Source organism: Nonomuraea wenchangensis, from assembly GCF_900111685.1.
In the GTDB taxonomy this organism is placed as follows: domain Bacteria; phylum Actinomycetota; class Actinomycetes; order Streptosporangiales; family Streptosporangiaceae; genus Nonomuraea; species Nonomuraea wenchangensis.
This window is the reverse complement of the sequence record NZ_FOHX01000007.1, coordinates 89,394-106,387: the sequence shown is the minus strand read 5'-3', so window position 1 is coordinate 106,387 and position 16,994 is coordinate 89,394. Positions and strand designations below refer to the sequence as shown.

The window sequence follows — 16,994 nt, the reverse complement described above, 5'->3', positions numbered from 1 at the left end:
GGGTGTACGGGCGGTGCCCGCCACCTTCAAATGGCGGCGCGGTAACGTGGCCGGTGAAACGATTCATCGCGATCACGCGGAAGGTCACCTTGGACTACGAACGCCAGCCGTACCGCAGGTGCGGCCGCAGCGGACTCCTGCTCCCCGCCGTCTCGCTGGGCCTGTGGCACAACTTCGGCGAGGGCAAGCCCGTCGAGAGCCAGCGAGCGATCCTGCACAAGGCCCTCGACCTGGGCATCACCCACTTCGACCTCGCCGACCGCTACGGCCCGCCGATCGGCGCCGCCGAGGCCGCGTTCGGCCGCATCTTCCCCGCCTCCCTGCGGGACGAGGTGGTCGTCACCACCAAGGGCAGCAACCCCATGTGGGACGGCCCGTACGGCAAGGGCAACTCCCGCAAGCACCTGCTCGCCACCCTGGACCGCTCCCTCACCCGGCTCGGGCTCGATCACGTCGACATCTTCTACCTGCACCGCGACGACGAGGACACGCCCCTGGAGGAGCAGGCCGCCACGCTCGACCACATGGTGCGCACCGGCCGCGTGCTCTACGCCGGGGTGTCCAACTTCTCGCCGGAGCGCACCGCCGAGATCGCCCGGCTGCTGCGCGGGCTCGGCACCCCGCTGCTGGTGCACCAGCCGCCCTACTCCCTGCTCAACCGGGGCATCGAGGACCGGCTGCTCGGGGTGCTGGAGGCCGAGGGGGCGGGCTGCGTGGTGTACTCGCCGCTGGCGCAGGGGCTGCTCACCGACCGCTACCTCGACGGCATCCCGGCCGACTCGCGGGCGGCCGAGGGCCGGTTCCTCACGGCCGACCGGGTGACGCCCGAGGTCTTGGCGTTCGTACGGGCCCTGGCCGGCATCGCCGCCGGGCGGGGGCAGACGGTCGCGCAGCTCGCGCTGGCGTGGGCGCTGCGCGACCCGCGCGTCACCTCGGTCCTGGTCGGGGCGTCGAGCCCCGAGCAGTTGGAGGCCAACGTGGCCGCCGTGGACAACCTCGCCTTCACGGACGACGAACTGGCCGCCATCGACCGGGCCGCCAAGGAGGCCGGGGTCACGGGATAGCAGCGGGCCTGGCAGGGGCGCGGAGGGTAAAAGTCGGGCCGGGAAGTCCTCCGTTCAACGGCGAGCGCGGGGACCCGGCCCCCGCCGCGGCTCTAGGTTTCGGGACTCAGCGCACCCGCGAAGGAGCTGCCCCATGCCCGAAACGCCCGCGACGCCCGCGTACGGACCGTACGCGCCCGGCTCGTCCCTGTCCATGACGCGCCGGGAGGCGGCCCGTCTGCTCGCCGCGGCGGGGGCCGTCGTCGCGTTCGCCGGGCCCGTACGGGCCGAGGCCGCGCCCGTACAGGCCCGGGTGAGCGCTTTGCTGCGTGAGCTGACGCTCCAGGAGAAGATCGCGCTGCTGCACGGTGCCACCGACCCGGCGGCCAAGGGCGCGGCCGGGTACGTCCCCGGCGTGCCCCGCCTCGGCATCCCCGAGCTGCGCCTGGCCGACGGCCCGGCCGGCGTCCGCGGCACCACGCAGGCCGGCGGGCGGACCGCTGGGCGGGCCACGGCGCTGCCCGCGCCGGTCGCGCTCGCCGCCACGTTCGACCCCGACCTGGCCCGCCGGTACGGCGCCGTACTCGGCCGCGAATGCCGGGCCCTCGGCATGGACGTGATCCTGGCGCCGATGGTGAACCTCGTCCGCGTCCCGCAGGCGGGCCGGAACTTCGAGACCCTGGGCGAGGACCCGCTGCTCGCCGCCGCCCTGGCCGCCGCCGAGGTGCGCGGCATCCAGGGCGAGGGCGCGATCGCCACGGTCAAGCACTACGCGGCCAACAACTTCGAGAACGAGCGCCAGCACGTCGACGTACGCGTGGACGAGCGGACGCTGCGCGAGATCTACCTGCCGGCGTTCGAGGCGGCGGTGGCGGCCGGCGCGGGCGCAGTCATGGCGGCGTACCCGCGGGTCAACGGCCGGTACTGCGCCGAGAACCGGCACCTGCTCACCGAGATCCTGCGGGACGAGTGGCGCTTCACGGGCTGGGTGATGTCCGACTGGGGCGGCACGCGCAGCGACCTGCCGTCGATCGAGGCCGGGCTGGACATGGAGATGCCCTCGGGGGCCCGCTTCTCCGGCCTGGCCCAGGCGGTGGCCTCGGGGCGGCTCGCCGGGTCCGTCGTGGACGGGTCGGTGCGCAGGATCCTGCTCCAGCTCGACCGCTTCGGCCTGCTCAGCGAGCCGTTGAACGGCCCGACGGACGGGCTGCCCGGCGGGCTGACGGGCGGACTGTCCGGCGGGCCGGCGGGCGGAGGGCGGGCGCGGCCGGTGTTCGACGGGGTGGCCGGGGCGGTGGCGGCGCGGGAGGTCGCGCTGGCCGGGGCGGTCCTGCTGCGCAACGAGGGCGACCTCCTCCCGCTCCGCCGCGCCGACCTGGCGGACCTGGCCGTCATCGGCCCCACCGCCGCCGCGCCGCTGGCCGGCGGGGGCGGCAGCGCCCGGGTGCTGCGCTCCGGGACGGAGAGCCCGTACGCCGCCCTGCACCGCCGGGCGGGCGCGACCGCGCGGGTGCGTTTCGCCACCGGCGTGGACCTGGACGGCGTCCCGGTCCCGGCGAGCGCCCTGTCCCTGACCCGCACCCGCCGGGGCGGCGGCGGCCCGGAGGCCGTGACGCGGGTGGACCACACCGGCGCAGGAGCCCTGCCCGCGGGATCGTCCTGGACCTGGACGGGCACCATCACCGCCCCCGCGACCGGCGACTACGACCTGCGCGTCCAGGGCGCCGGCGCCCCGCCGTCGTCCGGCGGCTCGATCACGCTCACCGTGGACGGGACCAAGATCGGCGCGGTCGAGGCGCTGCTCGGCGGCAACAGCAGCCTCATCGCGACCGCGGACGGCCTCATCAACGCCGGGGCGGTCGTCCGACTGGAGGGCGGGCGACCCACGCCGTTGCGGATCTCCGCCACCGGGGTCGCGGGGACGCCGCTGGAGGTCCGGCTGGCCTGGGTCACGCCGGCCCGGCGGCAGGAGGCGCGCGAGGCGGCGGCGGCGCTGGCCCGCGGCGCACAAGCGGCCGTGGTGTTCGCCTTCGACGAGGGCACGGAGGGAGCCGACCGGACGAGCCTGGCGCTGCCGAAGGAGCAGGACGCGCTGATCGCGGCGGTGGCGGCGGCCAACCCGCGGACCGCCGTCGTGCTGAACACCGGGCACCCGGTGCTCATGCCGTGGCTGGCGGACGTGTCGGCGGTGCTGCAGATGTGGTACCCGGGGCAGGAGGGCGCGGACGCGACCGCCGCACTGCTGCTCGGCGCGGCCTGCCCCGGCGGGAAGCTGCCGGTGACGTTCCCGGCGCGGGCCGAGGACGCGCCGGCCGCCACACCGGAGCGTTACCCCGGCGTGGCCGGCACGGCGGTCTACGACGAGGGCGTCTTCGTCGGCTACCGGCACTACGACGCGTACGGGGTCGAGCCGCTGTTCCCGTTCGGGCACGGGCTGTCGTACACGCGGTTCGCGTACGAGGGGCTGTCGGTGCGGCCGTCCGGTGACGGGCTGAGCGTGACGTTCACCCTGGCCAACGTGGGGCGGCGGGAGGGCGTGGAGGTGGCGCAGGTGTACGTGACGCCGCCCGCGGACCCGCCCGTGCCGATGCCGCCGCGCGTGCTCGCGGCCTTCTCCCGGGTCCGGCTCGCCCCCGGCGAGCGGCGGCGGGTCACGGTGACGGTGCCCGGCCGGGCGCTGCGGCACTGGGGCGGCCAGGGGTGGGTGCTCGCCGCCGGGAGGCGGGCGGTGCAGGTCGGCTCGTCGTCCCGGGACCTGCGGCTGCGGCGGGAGGTCACGGTACGGCGAGCAGCCGGATGAATCGTTTCAGCGTGTCCGTTGATCGCATAAGCTAGGGCGACGCCGCTGGACGCGGTGGCGACTGACACTGAGGAACGATGTCGAGCATCAAAGAGGTCGCCCGCCTCGCCGGGGTCTCCGTCGGCACCGTGAGCAACGTGCTCAACCGTCCCGACCTGGTCGCGCCCGAGACCCGCGAGCGCGTGCAGGCCGCGATCACGCGGCTCGGCTACGTCCGCAACGGCTCGGCCCGGCAACTGCGGGCCGGGCGCAGCAGGACGATCGCCGTCGTGGCGCTCGACCTGGCCAACCCGTTCTTCATCGACGTGCTCAGCGGCGTCGAGAGCGCCGCGCAGCGCGACCGGCTGACCGTGATGGTGTTCAACAGCAGCAAGGACGCCGGGCGGGAGGAGCGGCTGATCGAGGAGCTGGCGGAGCAGCGGCCGCTGGGCGTGCTCATCACGCCGGTCAACGACCAGGGGCAGCGGGAGCGGCTGGAACGACTGGAGTCGCGGGGCATCCCGGTCGTCGTGTTCGACAACTCCTCCCGGTTCAGCCACGGGTGCACGGTGGCGGTGGACGACGTGCTCGGCGGCCGGCTGGCCGGGCGGCACCTGCTGGAGCGCGGGCACCGGCACATCGCCTACGCCGGCGGCCCGTTCACGGTCCGGCAGGTGGAGGACCGGCACGACGGGCTGGCCGCCGTGCTCGGCGAGCGGGAGCGGCTGACCGTCATCCGGCTGCCCGACCTCAACGTCGCGACCGGCCGCACGGCGGGCAGGGAGATCGCCGAGCTGTCGCCGGAGGCGCGGCCGACGGCGGTGTTCTGCGGCAACGACCTGGTCGCGCTGGGGGTGCTGCAGGAGCTGACGCAGCGCGGGCTGCGGGTGCCCGACGACGTGGCGATCCTCGGCTACGACGACATCGACTTCGCGGCGGCGGCCGCCGTGCCGCTGTCGTCGGTCCGGCAGCCACGCGAGCAGATCGGCGACACCGCCGCGCAGATGCTGCTGGAGGAGTCCGGCCGGGTGCCGGGTCACCAGCACCGGCGGGTGATCTTCCAGCCGGCGCTGGTGGAGCGTACGTCCACGGCGGCGCGGGCTCCGCTGCCCTCCTGATCGGGGCTCGGCACCACGCGCCCGTGGCGGTTCTTGATACGTTGTGGAGTGGTGTGCCGGGAAGTCTGGTCGGCGAGTCGTTCATCCGTTTTGAGCGAAGGATGTGTCTGTGCGCCTCACTGACCGGTCTCCCGCGTGACCGCGCTCTCCTGGGCGAGCGTGGCGGTCTTCCTGGCCGCGTACGCGCTGATCGCCACCGAGAAGGTCCACCGGGTCGCGGCCGCGCTCGGCGGGGCGGGGATCATGCTGCTGATCCACGCCACGGGCGCCGAGGCGGCGTTCTTCTCCGAGCGCACCGGCGTCGACTGGAACGTCATCTTCCTGCTCCTCGGCATGATGATCATCGTCGGGGTGCTGAAGGAGACCGGCGTCTTCGAGTTCCTGGCGATCTGGGCGGCCAAGCGGGCCCGCGGGCGGCCGTTCCGGCTCATGGCGCTGCTGGTGATCATCACCGCGTCGGCCTCGGCGCTGCTCGACAACGTGACCACGGTGCTGCTCATCGCGCCGGTGACGTTCCTGGTGTGCGAGCGACTGGCGCTGCCCGCCGCGCCGTTCCTCATCGCCGAGGCCATGGCCTCCAACATCGGCGGCGCGGCCACCCTGATCGGCGATCCACCGAACATCATCATCGCCAGCCGGGCCGGCCTGACCTTCAACGATTTCCTCGTGCACATGGCGCCGATGGTCGTCGTGCTGATGGCGGTGTTCGTCGGGTTGTGCCGGCTGATGTTCGGGCGGCACTTCCGGCACGACCCCGAACGGGCCGCGGAGATCATGGCGCTGGACGAGCGGGAGGCGCTCGGCGACCGGACCCTGCTGTGGCAGTCGCTGAGCGTGCTGGTGCTGGTCATGGCGGCGTTCGTGCTGCATCCGGTGCTGCACTACGAGCCGTCGGTGGTCGCGCTGCTCGGCGCCGGGGTGCTGGTCGCGGTCACGAAGGTGACCACCGAGCGGGCCATCGCCGAGGTGGAGTGGCCCACGCTGGTGTTCTTCGCCGGGCTGTTCGTCATGGTGGGCTCCCTGGTGGAGACCGGGGTCATCGGCGCGCTGTCGAAGGCCGCCGTGGAGGCGACCGCGGGGCGGCCGGAGCTGACCACCCTGGGGCTGCTCGGCGTGTCCGGCGTGCTGTCGGCGATCGTGGACAACATCCCGTACGTCGCCACCATGAGCCCCATCGTCGAGCAGCTCGTCCACGCGAACGGCGGCGACCAGACGCTGTGGTGGGCGCTGGCCTTCGGCGCCGACCTGGGCGGCAACGCCACCGCCGTCGGCGCGGCGGCCAACGTGGTCGTGCTCGGCATCGCCGCCCGCAACGGCACCCCGATCAGCTTCTGGCAGTTCACGAAGTACGGCCTCGTCGTCACGGTGGTCACCGTCGGCCTGGTCGCCCCCTACCTTTGGCTGCGCTACCTGCTGTGATGTTCGTCATCGGCAGCCGGTAGTGTCGTCGGCGAGGTGCCGGGAAGACCGGCCGGTGATGCTTCCGTAGCGTTCTGGAGAGCCAGCGACCGATGACCCCGACCGCGCCCGCCGACCCGGCCGGTTCCTCCGCCGCCCGCGACTTCTCCCTGCGGATCCGCGACCGCGGCGAGGTCCTGCTGATCGAGCTCGGCGGGCCGTTGTCGGGCGCGCCGGTGGAGATCCTGCGGATGTACCTCGTGAGGACGCTCGCCACGCTGGCGGTCCCGGCGCTCGTCGTGGACCTCTCCGGGCTGACCGGCCTGGACGCGGCCGGGCTTGAGGTCCTGCGCTCGGCCACCCGCGACGCCAGGGCGGCGGGCGGGCGCCTGGTGGTCACGGGCGGCCTGCCGCTGCTCGACGCGGCCGACACCGCCGGCCTGGACCTGCTGCCCACGATCGAGGCCGGTCTCGCCGCTCTCGACCCGCCCGGCACGCCCTGATCCGGGACGGCGGCGGGTGAGGGGTTTGGGCCCTCCCCCTTCTTCCTCCCGGGGGTCAAGGTGGAGGGTGGCCACCGTGCTCCCTGGCGAACGAAGGAGATCACCATGGACACCCGCCACGCGACGATCCCGCTCCAGGCCCCCGCGCCGCCGTCCGCTGCCGACCTGCCCGAACGGGTGGAGGTCGCGCATGCCGGAGGCGAGTCCTACCTCATCACCGTACGGGGCCACACGCTGGTGACCGGGCAGCCGGAGCAAGGGGGCGGCGACGACGCCGGCGCGACCCCGACCGAGCTGTTCGTCGCCTCCCTCGCCTCCTGCGTGGCCTACTACGCCGGCCGCTTCCTGTCCCGCCACGGCGCCTCGCGGGAGGGGCTGCGGGTGAGCGCCGAGTTCGGGCTCGCCGCCGACCGGCCCGCCCGGGTCGCCGCCGTACGGCTGCGCGTGGCCGCGCCGGGCCTGCCCGCCGAGCGGCGGCCCGCGTTCCTGGCCGTGATCTCGCGCTGCACCGTGCACAACTCGCTACGCCGGCCGCCTGAGGTGGTCATCGAGCTCACCGACGACGCATGACCTGGCCCGGCGCGGGGGCGGGGACCTTCGGCAGGACCTCCGGCCCTACGCCGCGCCCGGTGGGTGGGCCAGCGTGGGCTCAGGAGGTACGTCATGATCACGTCATATCCCACCGCCCACCCCACCGACCTCGCCGTCAGGCGGCTGATCGTGGCGGCCGGGCAGGCGGCCTCGGTGAACAACACGCAGCCGTGGCGGTTCAGGGTGCTGCACGGCGAGCTGGTCGAGCTGCTGGCCGACTGGGACCGCTGGCTGCGGGTGAGCGACCCGCGCGGCCGCTCGCTCCACGTGAGCTGCGGGGCCGCGCTGCTGAACCTGCGCGTGGCCGCGCGGGCGGCCGGGCGGACGCCGGGCGTTCGGCTGCTGCCCGACCCGGACCGGCGGCCGGACCTGCTGGCCGTGACGCAGATCGGGCTGCGGGGCCGGCCCTCGGCGGAGTCGCGGGAGCTGTACGACCTCATCCCGGTGCGGCGAACCAACCGGATGCCCTTCCTCGACCGGCCGGTCCCCGCGCCGGTGCTGGCGGAGCTGCGCGCGGCGGCGGCACTGGAGCGGGCCAGGCTGATCACGCTGGACCGGCGCGCGGCCATGGACGTGCTCGACCACGCCGCGATCGCCGGGGACGAGCTGGCCCGCGACGAGGAGTACCTGGCGGAGCTGCGGGCGTGGACGGGTGGGCGGGGCGTGCCCCCGTACGTGCAGGGCCCGATGGCGGGCGGCCGGGTGGACCCGGTCCGCGACTTCGGCCGCCGCCGCGGCGAGGCGGGCTTCGAGCCGTACCCGGGGCTCGCGGTGCTGACCACGGCCGGGGACGGGCCGCTCGACTGGCTGCGCGCCGGGCAGGCGCTGCAGCGGGTGCTGCTCGTCGCGGCCGGTCGCGGGGTGTCGGCGTCGTTCCTCAACCAGCCGCTGGACCTGCGGGACATGCGGCGTCGCGCCGACCCGCGCACCCGGCACGGGCATCCGCAGATGATCCTCCGGCTGGGGTACGGGCCGGTGGTGGCCCGCGCGCCGCGACGGCCCGTGGGCGACCTCGTCATGGCGGAGAGCTGACCCGGCGTGCCGCTCCGCCGAGCGTCTCCGTCACCCGTCACCCGTCACCGGGACGTGGCCTGACCACCGCGACCGGGCAGGTCAGGCGGTGCAGGACCGCGTGGCCGACGGACCCGAGCAGGGCCGAGGCGAACCCGCCCCGCCCGCGCGAGCCCACGACCACGAGGTCCGCCGCGCGGCCCGCCTCGATGAGCGCGTTCACCGGGTGCCCGTGCACCTGCGCGTCGGTGATCCGGACGTCGGGGTCGCTCTCCCGCCACGCCGCCGCCCGCTCGGCCGCGGCCCGCGTCAGGTATTCGTAGCCCTCCTGCGTCAGCGTGTCGAACGCCGCCGCGTACGGCGAGTACACCGGCGACTGCCAGGCGCAGACCAGGTGCAGGGTGACGCGGCGGGCCCGCGCCTGCTCGATCGCGTACGCGACGGCCGCCGCCGCCTGCTCCGAGCCGTCGTCGCCCACGACCACCCGGCCGTGCCGCACCACGGACGTCTCGCGTACGATCACGACGGGCCCGGCGGCGTGCCCGGCCACCCCCATGCCGACCGAGCCGAGGAGCATCCCGGCGAACCCGCCGAGCCCCCGGCTGCCCAGCACCACGCTGTCCGCCGACACCGACGCCGACTCCGCGAGCAGGGCCTCGACGACGTCGCCGGTCAGCAGGGCGGCCTCGACCTCGACGTCGCGGGTCAGGGCGAGCGCCCGGTCCCGCGCCACGGCCAGCGTCTCCTCGCAGGGCTCCAGGCCGTCCTGACCAGGGGGCCGCCGCTCGCACACGTGCACGATGCGCAGCGCGAGCCCTCTCTGCTGGGCGTCGGCCGCGGCCCATTCCACGGCGGCGGCGGCCGGCGCGGAGCCGTCCACCGCGACCATGACGGGCCCGGTCATCGCACGCCTCCTCCTCCGCCGCCGCCGGGCCGCCGCCGCGGGCCGGGCACCCGGATCATCCGTCCGGCGCGCCACGCCCCGGAGCCGGCGGCACCGCGGTCACCGGGCTCCGGCCACGACCCGCGCGTCGGGGCCGGGGAACACCAGGGTCTCGTGCCCGTCCTCCAGCCACCGCACGATGTACGGCGGCGACCCGTCGTCGTGCTCGACCCGCACGATGATGCCTTCCTTGCGGAGCTCGCCCCCGTACGTGCCCTCGACCACCAGCCGATCTCCCACACTCGCCCTCATCGCAGACCTCCTCGTCCCGCAACGGCCCTCGTTCTCCCAGGTCAGATGCCCCGTACGAGCCCCTAGTCACGGGAAAGACCGGCTCCGTTCTGCGGAACGTCCAGGGCCCCGGCGGACTCGGCGATCCGGGCCGGCCCGACCCGGCGCGGACGGGTTTCGGGAGGCGCCTGCCCGGCGATGGGACGGGGGAAGGAGGGCCGCGAGGTGACTCAGAGCCGGGACGAGGTGCTGCGGCGGCTCGTACGCGAGGGCGTGCTGACGGCCGCGCAGGCGTTGGCCGTGCACCAGGCGCTCGACGAGGCGGAGCGGCCCGCGCGGGCACGATGGGCGGAGGTGGCCGGGTACGTCGGCGGCGCGCTGCTGCTGGTGGGCGCGGTGTCGCTGGCGGGGACGTCGTGGCCGGTCCTGTCCGCGGCGGCCCACGTCCTGATCCTCCTGTCCGCCACCGTCGCGCTCCTCGCCGCCGGTCTCCTCCTCGCCGGTCTCGGCGTCCGCCTCCGCGCCGGGGAGCGCCGGCGGGCCTGGCGGGCCTGGCGGGAGGGGGTCGAACGGGCCGGTCCGGTGCGGCGGCGCACCGGGGGCGTGGCGCTGGCGCTGGCGTCCGCGACCGGGGCACTCGCCGCCGCCGAGCTCTCCGCCGCCGTCACCGGGACGCGGCTCCTGGCCGCCGCCGTGACGGGGCTGGTCCTGGCCGCCGCCGGGTACGCGGCGCTGCCGGGCGGTCCCTGCGCGGTGGCGGCCGCGGGGTTCGCGGCGCTGACCGCCGAGGCCGTCGCCGGCGAGCTGACCGGCTACGACTCCATGGCCGTGGGCCTGACGCTGGTCGGCACGGGCGTCGCCTGGACGGCCCTGGTGAGGACCGGGGTGATCAGGCAGCGGCGGCTCGGGCTGGGTCTCGGCGCGGCGGTGGCGTTGTTCGGCGCGCAGCACGGCCTCGGGACCGGCGCCGACCTGGCCTGGTCGTACGTGACGACGACCGCGGTCGCGGTGGCCTGCCTCGTGCTGTACCGGTGGGAACGGGCCTGGGTGCTGCTCGTGGCGGGCGTCGCCGGGCTCACCCTGGCCGTGCCCGAGGCGGTGTGGGACTGGACGGACGGCGCGGTCGGCGGCTCGATCGCGTTGATGATCGCGGGACTGGTGCTGGTGGCGTCGTCGGTCCTCGGCCTGCGGCTGCACCGCGCCTCCCGCCCGGACCGTTCCCCGTGAACGCTGCCCGTGGCCGCCACCCATAGCCGGTCCCCGTGGGCGCCCGCGCGGAACGCCCGGCTTTCCGATCCGGCCGGCCGGGCGTTCCCGTGTGAGCGGTTTCAAGCGGCCGCGGTCACGGCCCGCTCTCAGGACCCCGAGCGGCGTCACCGCACCCGCTCATCCGGGCGCAACGGTATCGATCACCTCCTCCGGGGGTCGGGTGTCCGAGTCCACCATCATGTGGCTGCAGCTCACTTGGATCTTCTTTGAGACCCAGTTGGAAGCCTCGCGCCGCCGCTGACTGGGAGCGATGACCAGCGGCAAGCCCCCTGGGTACGGGCGACATGCCCTTCATCCGACACATAACGTGTCTGATGTGATGGGAGCGCTCCCAATCCTCCCTTTGCGCGCTTCATCCCCTTAAATCCTCTTTCACGGTTACAAATCACCCCATCGGTAACGTTTGCGTTTCGGTGGATTGACGTGAACAGCGGGCAAGTGCACCCTTTGTGGGAGCGCTCCCAAAGACTCCCACCGCGGCGGAGCGTGTGCCGCGGTGCACTCCCCCAACATTCACCCGAGAAGGGGTCCACCATGATGATCAGCAAGCGTCGCGGCGGTCTGGTCGCGGCCTCGGTGCTGGCCGCGGCGGCGCTGACCGTCGCGTCCTGTAGCTCCGGCGGCGGCACTTCGCAGTCCAGCGCTCCCGCCTCGTCCGGAGCGGCCGAGCCGGTCACGATCCGGGTTCAGACCTTCGGCGGCGGCACCAACTTCGGCTACAAGAACGCCATCGAGAAGTGGAACGCCGAGCACAAGGACATCCAGATCAAGGAAGAGCACCTGACGGACCAGTTCGAGCAGCAGTACTGGCCGCAGATGATCCAGTGGCTCACCTCCGGCACGGGCGCGGGCGACGTGGTCGGCATCGACGAGGGCGGCATGGGCCTTGCCAAGGCGCACCCCGAGTGGTGGGCCGATCTGAAGGAGTTCGGCCTGGAGTCCCGCAAGGCCGACTTCCCCGCCTGGAAGTGGGAGAACGGTGTCAGCGCCGACGGCAAGCTCTTCGGCCTCGGCACCGACATCGGCGGCATGAGCCTCTGCTACCGCGCGGACCTGTTCAAGCAGGCCGGCCTGCCGAGCGAGCGCGACAAGGTGAGCGCCCTGTGGCCGACGTGGGACGACTTCATGAAGGTCGGCCAGCAGTTCCAGGGCAAGGTCAAGGACACCAAGTGGGCTGACGGCACCAACACCCTGTACCAGGTGTACCTGTACCAGGAGGCCGCCAAGAACGGCAACGTCACCTACTTCGACCAGCAGAACAACCTGATCGTCGACAAGAACCCGGCGGTCAAGAACGCCTTCGACTTCGCCTCGAAGATGAGCCAGCAGGGCCTGACCGCCAAGCTGCGCAACTTCACCGAGGAATGGGCCGCGGGCACCCAGAAGGGCGCCTTCGCCACGGTCGGCTGCCCGTCCTGGATGCTCGGCGTGGTCAGCGACAACGCCGGCGACGGCGGCAAGGGCAAGTGGGACGTGGCCTCGGTGCCCGGCGGCGGCGGCAACTGGGGCGGCTCCTGGCTGGCCGTGCCCAAGCAGTCCAAGCACCCGAAGGAAGCGGCCATGGTGGCCGACTACCTGACCCAGGCGCAGACCGAGGCGAGCATCTTCACCGACTTCGGCAACATGCCGAGCAACACCAAGGCTCAGCAGGACCCGGCCGTCCAGGGCGCGAAGAACGAGTTCTTCAACGACGCCCCCATCGGTGAGATCTTCGCCAAGTCCGCCTCCTCCCTCCAGCCGGTCTTCCTCGGCGTGAAGCACGCGCAGGTGAAGAACGCCATCGAGTCGGTCGTCCAGGGCATGGACGACGGGTCGGTGGCCTACGACAAGGCCTGGCAGCAGCTGGTCGACGACGCGGTCAAGGCCGCGGGCTGATCCTTCCGCCCGGCCCGCCACGAGCGGGCCGGGCACTCTGCCGCCGAAAGGTCTGTTATGAGCCTTGACACCCTCCCGCGGGCGACACGGAGCAACCACCGCCGTGTCCGCCCGCCCGGCCGCCGCTGGGCGTCGCGATTCGACGTCAAGGGCATGCCGTACGCCCTGGTGTCTCCGTACTTCCTCCTGTTCGCCGCCTTCGGGCTCTTCCCGTTGGCCTTCACGCTCTACTACTCGCTCTACGACTACGACCTGGCCGGCACCACGGAGTGGATCGGCCTGGGCAACTACACCGCGCTCCTCGGCGACGACGCCTTCTGGCGCGCGGTGATCAACACGGTCGGCATGTTCCTCCTCGCCACCGTGCCGCAGATGCTGCTCGCGCTGTTCCTGGCCAACGCGCTCAACAAGCGCTTCCGCTTCCGCCTGGCGATCCGGATGAGCGTGCTGCTGCCGCTGGTCACCTCGGTGGTCGCGGTCGCGGTCGTGTTCACCCAGCTCTTCGCCCGCGACTGGGGCCTGATCAACTGGATCCTCGGCTCGGTCGGCGTGGACCCCTTCAACTGGCGGGCCGAGCGCATCCCGTCCTGGATCGCCATCGCGACCATGGTCGACTGGCGCTGGACCGGCTACAACGCGATCATCTTCCTGGCCGGCATGCAGACGATCCCGCGCGACCTGTACGAGGCCGCCGCGATCGACGGCGCCTCCCGCCGCCGCCAGTTCTGGCAGATCACGCTGCCGATGCTGCGCCCGACCATGATCTTCGTGGTGCTGAACTCCACGATCGGCGGCCTGACGCTGTTCTCCGAGCCGACCACCTTCTACGGCGGCAACGTCGACGGCGGCTCACAGGGTCAGTTCCAGACGGTGGCGATGTTCATCGTGAAGGAGGGCTTCCGCGAGTTCGACTACGGCTACGCCGCCGCGGCCGCCTGGCTGCTGTTCCTGCTCATCCTCATCGGTGCCGCGATCAACTTCCTGTTCGTGCGCAGGATCGGAGGCACGAAATGACCAACTGGTCTCCGACCGTCTTCACCCGGGTCATGCTGGGGCTGGCGGTGTTCCTGTCGGCGTTCCCGCTGTACTGGATGGTGGTCATCGCCTCGCGCACGAACTCCGACGCGGTGTCCATGCCGCCGCCGCTCCTGCCGGGCGGCAACCTCGGCGAGAACATCGTCGCGGTGCTCAACAACGAGGACGCGAAGTTCCTGCTGGGCCTGACGAACTCGTTCATCGTCGCCGCCACGGTGACGGTCTCGGTCGTCATCATCTCCACGCTGGCCGGCTTCTCGTTCGCGAACCTGCAGTTCAAGGGCCGCAACGTGCTGCTGGTGCTGGTGCTGCTCACGATGGCGGTGCCGCTGCAGCAGATGGGCGTCGTGCCGCTCTACCGGCTCATGGTGAGCCTGGAGTGGACGGGCACCCTCAAGGCGGTCATCCTGCCGTACCTGCTGAACGGGTTCGGTGTGTTCCTGATGACGCAGTACACCCGCCAGGCCGTGCCGATGGAGCTCGTCGAGGCGGCCCGCGTGGACGGCGCGGCGACGCTGCGCATCTGGTGGAACGTCGTGCTGCCGGCCGTGCGGCCGGGCATGGCGGTGCTCGGCATCAACACGTTCATGCTCATGTGGAACGACTTCATGTGGCCGCTGATCGTGCTCACCCCGGACAACCCGACCGTGCAGATCGCGATCACGTCGCTCAACGCGAGGTTCTCCACGAACTACACGTTGATCTTCGCGGGCACGGCGTTGTCCATCATCCCGCTAGTCGCTGTATTCATCGCATTCGGCCGTCAGATCGTGGGCGGACTCATGGAAGGTGCGGTCAAGGCGTGACGACACAAGAGGAACAGACGCGTTCCGGGCTCCGCTTCCCCACGGGTTTCACCTTCGGCGCGGCGACCTCGGCGTACCAGATCGAAGGGGCCGTCGCCGAGGACGGGCGGGGCACCTCGATCTGGGACACCTTCGCCAGGACGCCCGGCAGGATCCTGAACGGGCACAACGCGGACGTGGCCATCGACCACTACCACCGCTTCCGCGACGACGTCGCGATCATGGCGGACCTGGGCCTGACCGCGTACCGGTTCTCGGTCTCCTGGCCGCGGATCCAGCCGACCGGCTCCGGCAAGATCAACCAAAAGGGCCTGGACTTCTACAAGCGCCTGACGGACGAGCTGCGCACGCACGGCATCGACCCGTGGCTGACCCTCTACCACTGGGATCTGCCGCAGGAACTCGAGGACAAGGGCGGCTGGCCCAACCGGGACATCGCCTACTGCTTCGCCGAGTACGCGGCGACCGTCCACGAGGCGATGAAGGATCACGTCCACACGTTCAGCACGGTCAACGAGCCATGGTGCGCCGCGTTCCTCGGCTACGCCTCCGGGGAGCACGCCCCCGGCAGGCGCGAGCCGGAGAACGCGATCAGGGGCGCGCACCACCTCAACCTCGCGCACGGGCTGGCCGTCCAGGCCATGGGCGCGCGCCGGGTCGGCGGCTGCGTCAACCTGTACGCGATCACCCCGGAGACCGACAGCGCCGAGGACCTGGACGCGGCCCGGCGCATCGACGGCCTGCAGAACCGCTTCTTCCTGGACGCGCTGCTGCTCGGCCGCTACCCGGAGGACGTACTCGCCGACCTGCCCGGCGACGCGGACTTCATCCAGGACGGCGACCTGAAGGTCATCAACGCGCCCATCGACGTGCTGCTCGTCAACTACTACAGCCGCTTCACGGTCTCGGGAGCACCAGGCGGCCGGCAGTCGGCGGCGGCGGCCCCCACGGACGCGGGTTCCCCGTGGGTCGGCAGCGAGCACGTGTCGTTCGCCAACGGGGGCCGCCCCGTGACGGCGATGGGCTGGGAGATCGACGAGGGCGGCCTCGTGGAGGTCCTCACCCGCGTCGCCCGCGACTACCCGCCGATCCCGATGGTGGTCTCCGAGAACGGCGCCGCGTTCGACGACGTCATCCAGGACGGCCGCGTGCACGACGGGCAGCGGCAGGCGTACGTGGAGGCGCACCTCGGCGCGTGCAAGGCGGCCATCGAGGCCGGCGTGCCCCTGGAGGGGTATTTCGCCTGGTCGCTGATGGACAACTTCGAGTGGGCGTGGGGCTACGGCAAGCGGTTCGGCCTGGTGCATGTGGACTTCGAGACCCAGGAGCGGCTGCTGAAGGACAGCGCGCTCTGGTACGCGGAGATCATCCGGCAGAATAGGACCCATGAACCGACCGACTCTTGAGGCCGTCGCGGCCCGCGCGGGTGTGGGCCGGGGCACGGTGTCGAGAGTCATCAACGGCTCGCCCAATGTCAGCGCCAAGGCCCGCGAGGCCGTCGAGCTGGCCATACGCGAGCTGGGCTACGTGCCCAACCGTGCGGCGCGCGCCCTGGTGACGCGCCGCACGGACACGGTGGCGCTGGTGGTGTCGGAGTCGCAGCTCCGGGTCTTCGACGAGCCCTACTTCGCCGGCACCATCCGCGGCATCGGCTCGGCGCTGGCGGAGACCGGGCTGCAGCTCATCCTCGCGATGGCGCGCACCCCTGAGGAGCACGCGCGGCTGGAGCACTACCTGACGGGGCAGCACGTCGACGGCGTGCTGCTCCTGTCGCTGCACGGCGCCGACCCGCTGCCGGGGCGGCTGGAGGCGATGGGCGTGCCGACCGTTCTCGGCGGCCGCCCCGTCGGCCTCGACCCCTACAGCTACGTCGACATGGACAACAGGGCCGGGGCCCGGCAGGCGGTCAAACACCTGCTGAGCCTCGGCCGCGGCGCGATCGCGGCCATCGCCGGCCCCCAGGACATGGGCGTGGGCGTCGACCGTCTGGCCGGCTACCGCGACGCGCTGCTGCCCTCCGGCCTGCCGGAGATCGTGGCCTTCGGCGACTTCTCCGAGCAGAGCGGCTCGGCCGCGATGATCGAGCTGCTGGAGCGCCATCCCGAGCTCGACGCGGTCTTCGCCGCCTCCGACCCGATGGCGCTCGGCGCCATGCGGGTGCTCAAGGCGGAGGGCCGCCGCATCCCGCGCGACGTCGCGGTGATCGGCTTCGACGACTCCAAGGCCGCGCTGCACGCCGACCCGCCGCTGACCACCGTCCACCAGCCGACGGAGGCCATGGGCCGGCAGATGGCGCGGCTCCTGGTCGCCCGCATCAACGGCGAGGAGCTGCGGCAACCCGTCGTCATCCTCGACACCCACCTCGTCCGGCGGGAGTCGGCCTGAGAGGAGC

General features: G+C 72.8%; 15 protein-coding genes. 13 read left to right on the top strand and 2 right to left on the bottom strand.

Going from position 1 to position 16,994, the window contains the following annotated elements:
• Nucleotides 1–53: 53 nt before the first annotated feature.
• The 7 genes from BMW85_RS22090 (at nt 54) to BMW85_RS22060 (ending at nt 8,464) form a co-directional block, all read left to right on the top strand.
• Nucleotides 54–1,064 carry an aldo/keto reductase gene (locus BMW85_RS22090; RefSeq protein ID WP_281249597.1) on the top strand — a complete coding sequence of 337 codons (1,011 nt, stop codon included), beginning with the start codon at nt 54–56 and terminating at the stop codon, nt 1,062–1,064.
• Between the two features lie 133 nt (nt 1,065–1,197).
• On the top strand, nt 1,198–3,843 hold the full coding sequence (locus BMW85_RS22085) for a beta-glucosidase (protein WP_091084379.1): 2,646 nt from the start codon (nt 1,198–1,200) through the stop codon (nt 3,841–3,843).
• Between the two features lie 77 nt (nt 3,844–3,920).
• Complete coding sequence (locus BMW85_RS22080) at nt 3,921–4,940, top strand: LacI family DNA-binding transcriptional regulator (protein WP_091084376.1); 1,020 nt, start codon at nt 3,921–3,923, stop codon at nt 4,938–4,940.
• 135 nt (nt 4,941–5,075) lie between these two features.
• Nucleotides 5,076–6,359, top strand: a complete 1,284-nt coding sequence (locus BMW85_RS22075; protein WP_091084373.1) for an ArsB/NhaD family transporter — start codon at nt 5,076–5,078, stop codon at nt 6,357–6,359.
• A 92-nt stretch (nt 6,360–6,451) separates the two neighbouring features.
• On the top strand, nt 6,452–6,841 hold the full coding sequence (locus BMW85_RS22070) for an STAS domain-containing protein (protein WP_091084371.1): 390 nt from the start codon (nt 6,452–6,454) through the stop codon (nt 6,839–6,841).
• A 105-nt stretch (nt 6,842–6,946) separates the two neighbouring features.
• Nucleotides 6,947–7,411 carry an OsmC family protein gene (locus BMW85_RS22065; RefSeq protein ID WP_091084369.1) on the top strand — a complete coding sequence of 155 codons (465 nt, stop codon included), beginning with the start codon at nt 6,947–6,949 and terminating at the stop codon, nt 7,409–7,411.
• A gap of 93 nt (nt 7,412–7,504) precedes the next feature.
• Entirely contained in the window at nt 7,505–8,464 is a 960-nt protein-coding gene (locus BMW85_RS22060) for an Acg family FMN-binding oxidoreductase (RefSeq protein ID WP_091084366.1), read from the top strand.
• Between the two features lie 37 nt (nt 8,465–8,501).
• Here BMW85_RS22060 and BMW85_RS22055 read toward each other — a convergent pair whose 3' ends face one another.
• Together BMW85_RS22055 and BMW85_RS22050 are read right to left on the bottom strand one after the other, a co-directional pair.
• Nucleotides 8,502–9,347: a universal stress protein gene (locus BMW85_RS22055; RefSeq protein WP_091084364.1), complete on the bottom strand. Its 846-nt coding sequence runs from the start codon at nt 9,345–9,347 to the stop codon at nt 8,502–8,504.
• A 99-nt stretch (nt 9,348–9,446) separates the two neighbouring features.
• Nucleotides 9,447–9,638 carry a DUF1918 domain-containing protein gene (locus BMW85_RS22050; protein ID WP_177240817.1) on the bottom strand — a complete coding sequence of 64 codons (192 nt, stop codon included), beginning with the start codon at nt 9,636–9,638 and terminating at the stop codon, nt 9,447–9,449.
• Nucleotides 9,639–9,842: 204 nt separating this feature from the next.
• Here BMW85_RS22050 and BMW85_RS22045 point away from each other — a divergent pair, with 204 nt between their 5' ends.
• The 6 genes from BMW85_RS22045 (at nt 9,843) to BMW85_RS22020 (ending at nt 16,987) form a co-directional block, all read left to right on the top strand.
• Nucleotides 9,843–10,844 carry a hypothetical protein gene (locus tag BMW85_RS22045; RefSeq protein ID WP_143082366.1) on the top strand — a complete coding sequence of 334 codons (1,002 nt, stop codon included), beginning with the start codon at nt 9,843–9,845 and terminating at the stop codon, nt 10,842–10,844.
• Between the two features lie 576 nt (nt 10,845–11,420).
• Nucleotides 11,421–12,761, top strand: a complete 1,341-nt coding sequence (locus BMW85_RS22040) for an extracellular solute-binding protein (protein WP_091084357.1) — start codon at nt 11,421–11,423, stop codon at nt 12,759–12,761.
• Nucleotides 12,762–12,818: 57 nt separating this feature from the next.
• A complete protein-coding gene (locus BMW85_RS22035) occupies nt 12,819–13,775 on the top strand; it encodes a carbohydrate ABC transporter permease (RefSeq protein WP_091084355.1) in 957 nt (318 codons plus the stop codon).
• Nucleotides 13,772–14,602, top strand: coding sequence for a carbohydrate ABC transporter permease (locus BMW85_RS22030; protein WP_091084352.1), 831 nt, complete (start codon nt 13,772–13,774; stop codon nt 14,600–14,602). The genes BMW85_RS22035 and BMW85_RS22030 overlap by 4 nt, the downstream gene beginning before the upstream one ends.
• A complete protein-coding gene (locus tag BMW85_RS22025) occupies nt 14,599–16,008 on the top strand; it encodes a GH1 family beta-glucosidase (protein WP_091084351.1) in 1,410 nt (469 codons plus the stop codon). The genes BMW85_RS22030 and BMW85_RS22025 overlap by 4 nt, the downstream gene beginning before the upstream one ends.
• Nucleotides 15,989–16,987: a LacI family DNA-binding transcriptional regulator gene (locus tag BMW85_RS22020; RefSeq protein ID WP_091084348.1), complete on the top strand. Its 999-nt coding sequence runs from the start codon at nt 15,989–15,991 to the stop codon at nt 16,985–16,987. The genes BMW85_RS22025 and BMW85_RS22020 overlap by 20 nt, the downstream gene beginning before the upstream one ends.
• The last annotated feature ends 7 nt before the right edge of the window (nt 16,988–16,994 follow it).

Excerpts from the sequence above, each read along its gene's own strand:
- BMW85_RS22080 (WP_091084376.1), top strand. The coding sequence starts at position 3,921 with ATGTCGAGCATCAAAGAGGTCGCCCGCCTCGCCGGGGTCTCCGTCGGC.
- BMW85_RS22050 (WP_177240817.1), bottom strand. The coding sequence starts at position 9,638 with ATGAGGGCGAGTGTGGGAGATCGGCTGGTGGTCGAGGGCACGTACGGG.
- BMW85_RS22070 (WP_091084371.1), top strand. The coding sequence starts at position 6,452 with ATGACCCCGACCGCGCCCGCCGACCCGGCCGGTTCCTCCGCCGCCCGC.
- BMW85_RS22035 (WP_091084355.1), top strand. The coding sequence starts at position 12,819 with ATGAGCCTTGACACCCTCCCGCGGGCGACACGGAGCAACCACCGCCGT.
- BMW85_RS22030 (WP_091084352.1), top strand. The coding sequence starts at position 13,772 with ATGACCAACTGGTCTCCGACCGTCTTCACCCGGGTCATGCTGGGGCTG.
- BMW85_RS22055 (WP_091084364.1), bottom strand. The coding sequence starts at position 9,347 with ATGACCGGGCCCGTCATGGTCGCGGTGGACGGCTCCGCGCCGGCCGCC.
- BMW85_RS22060 (WP_091084366.1), top strand. The coding sequence starts at position 7,505 with ATGATCACGTCATATCCCACCGCCCACCCCACCGACCTCGCCGTCAGG.
- BMW85_RS22040 (WP_091084357.1), top strand. The coding sequence starts at position 11,421 with ATGATGATCAGCAAGCGTCGCGGCGGTCTGGTCGCGGCCTCGGTGCTG.
- BMW85_RS22085 (WP_091084379.1), top strand. The coding sequence starts at position 1,198 with ATGCCCGAAACGCCCGCGACGCCCGCGTACGGACCGTACGCGCCCGGC.
- BMW85_RS22020 (WP_091084348.1), top strand. The coding sequence starts at position 15,989 with ATGAACCGACCGACTCTTGAGGCCGTCGCGGCCCGCGCGGGTGTGGGC.
- BMW85_RS22065 (WP_091084369.1), top strand. The coding sequence starts at position 6,947 with ATGGACACCCGCCACGCGACGATCCCGCTCCAGGCCCCCGCGCCGCCG.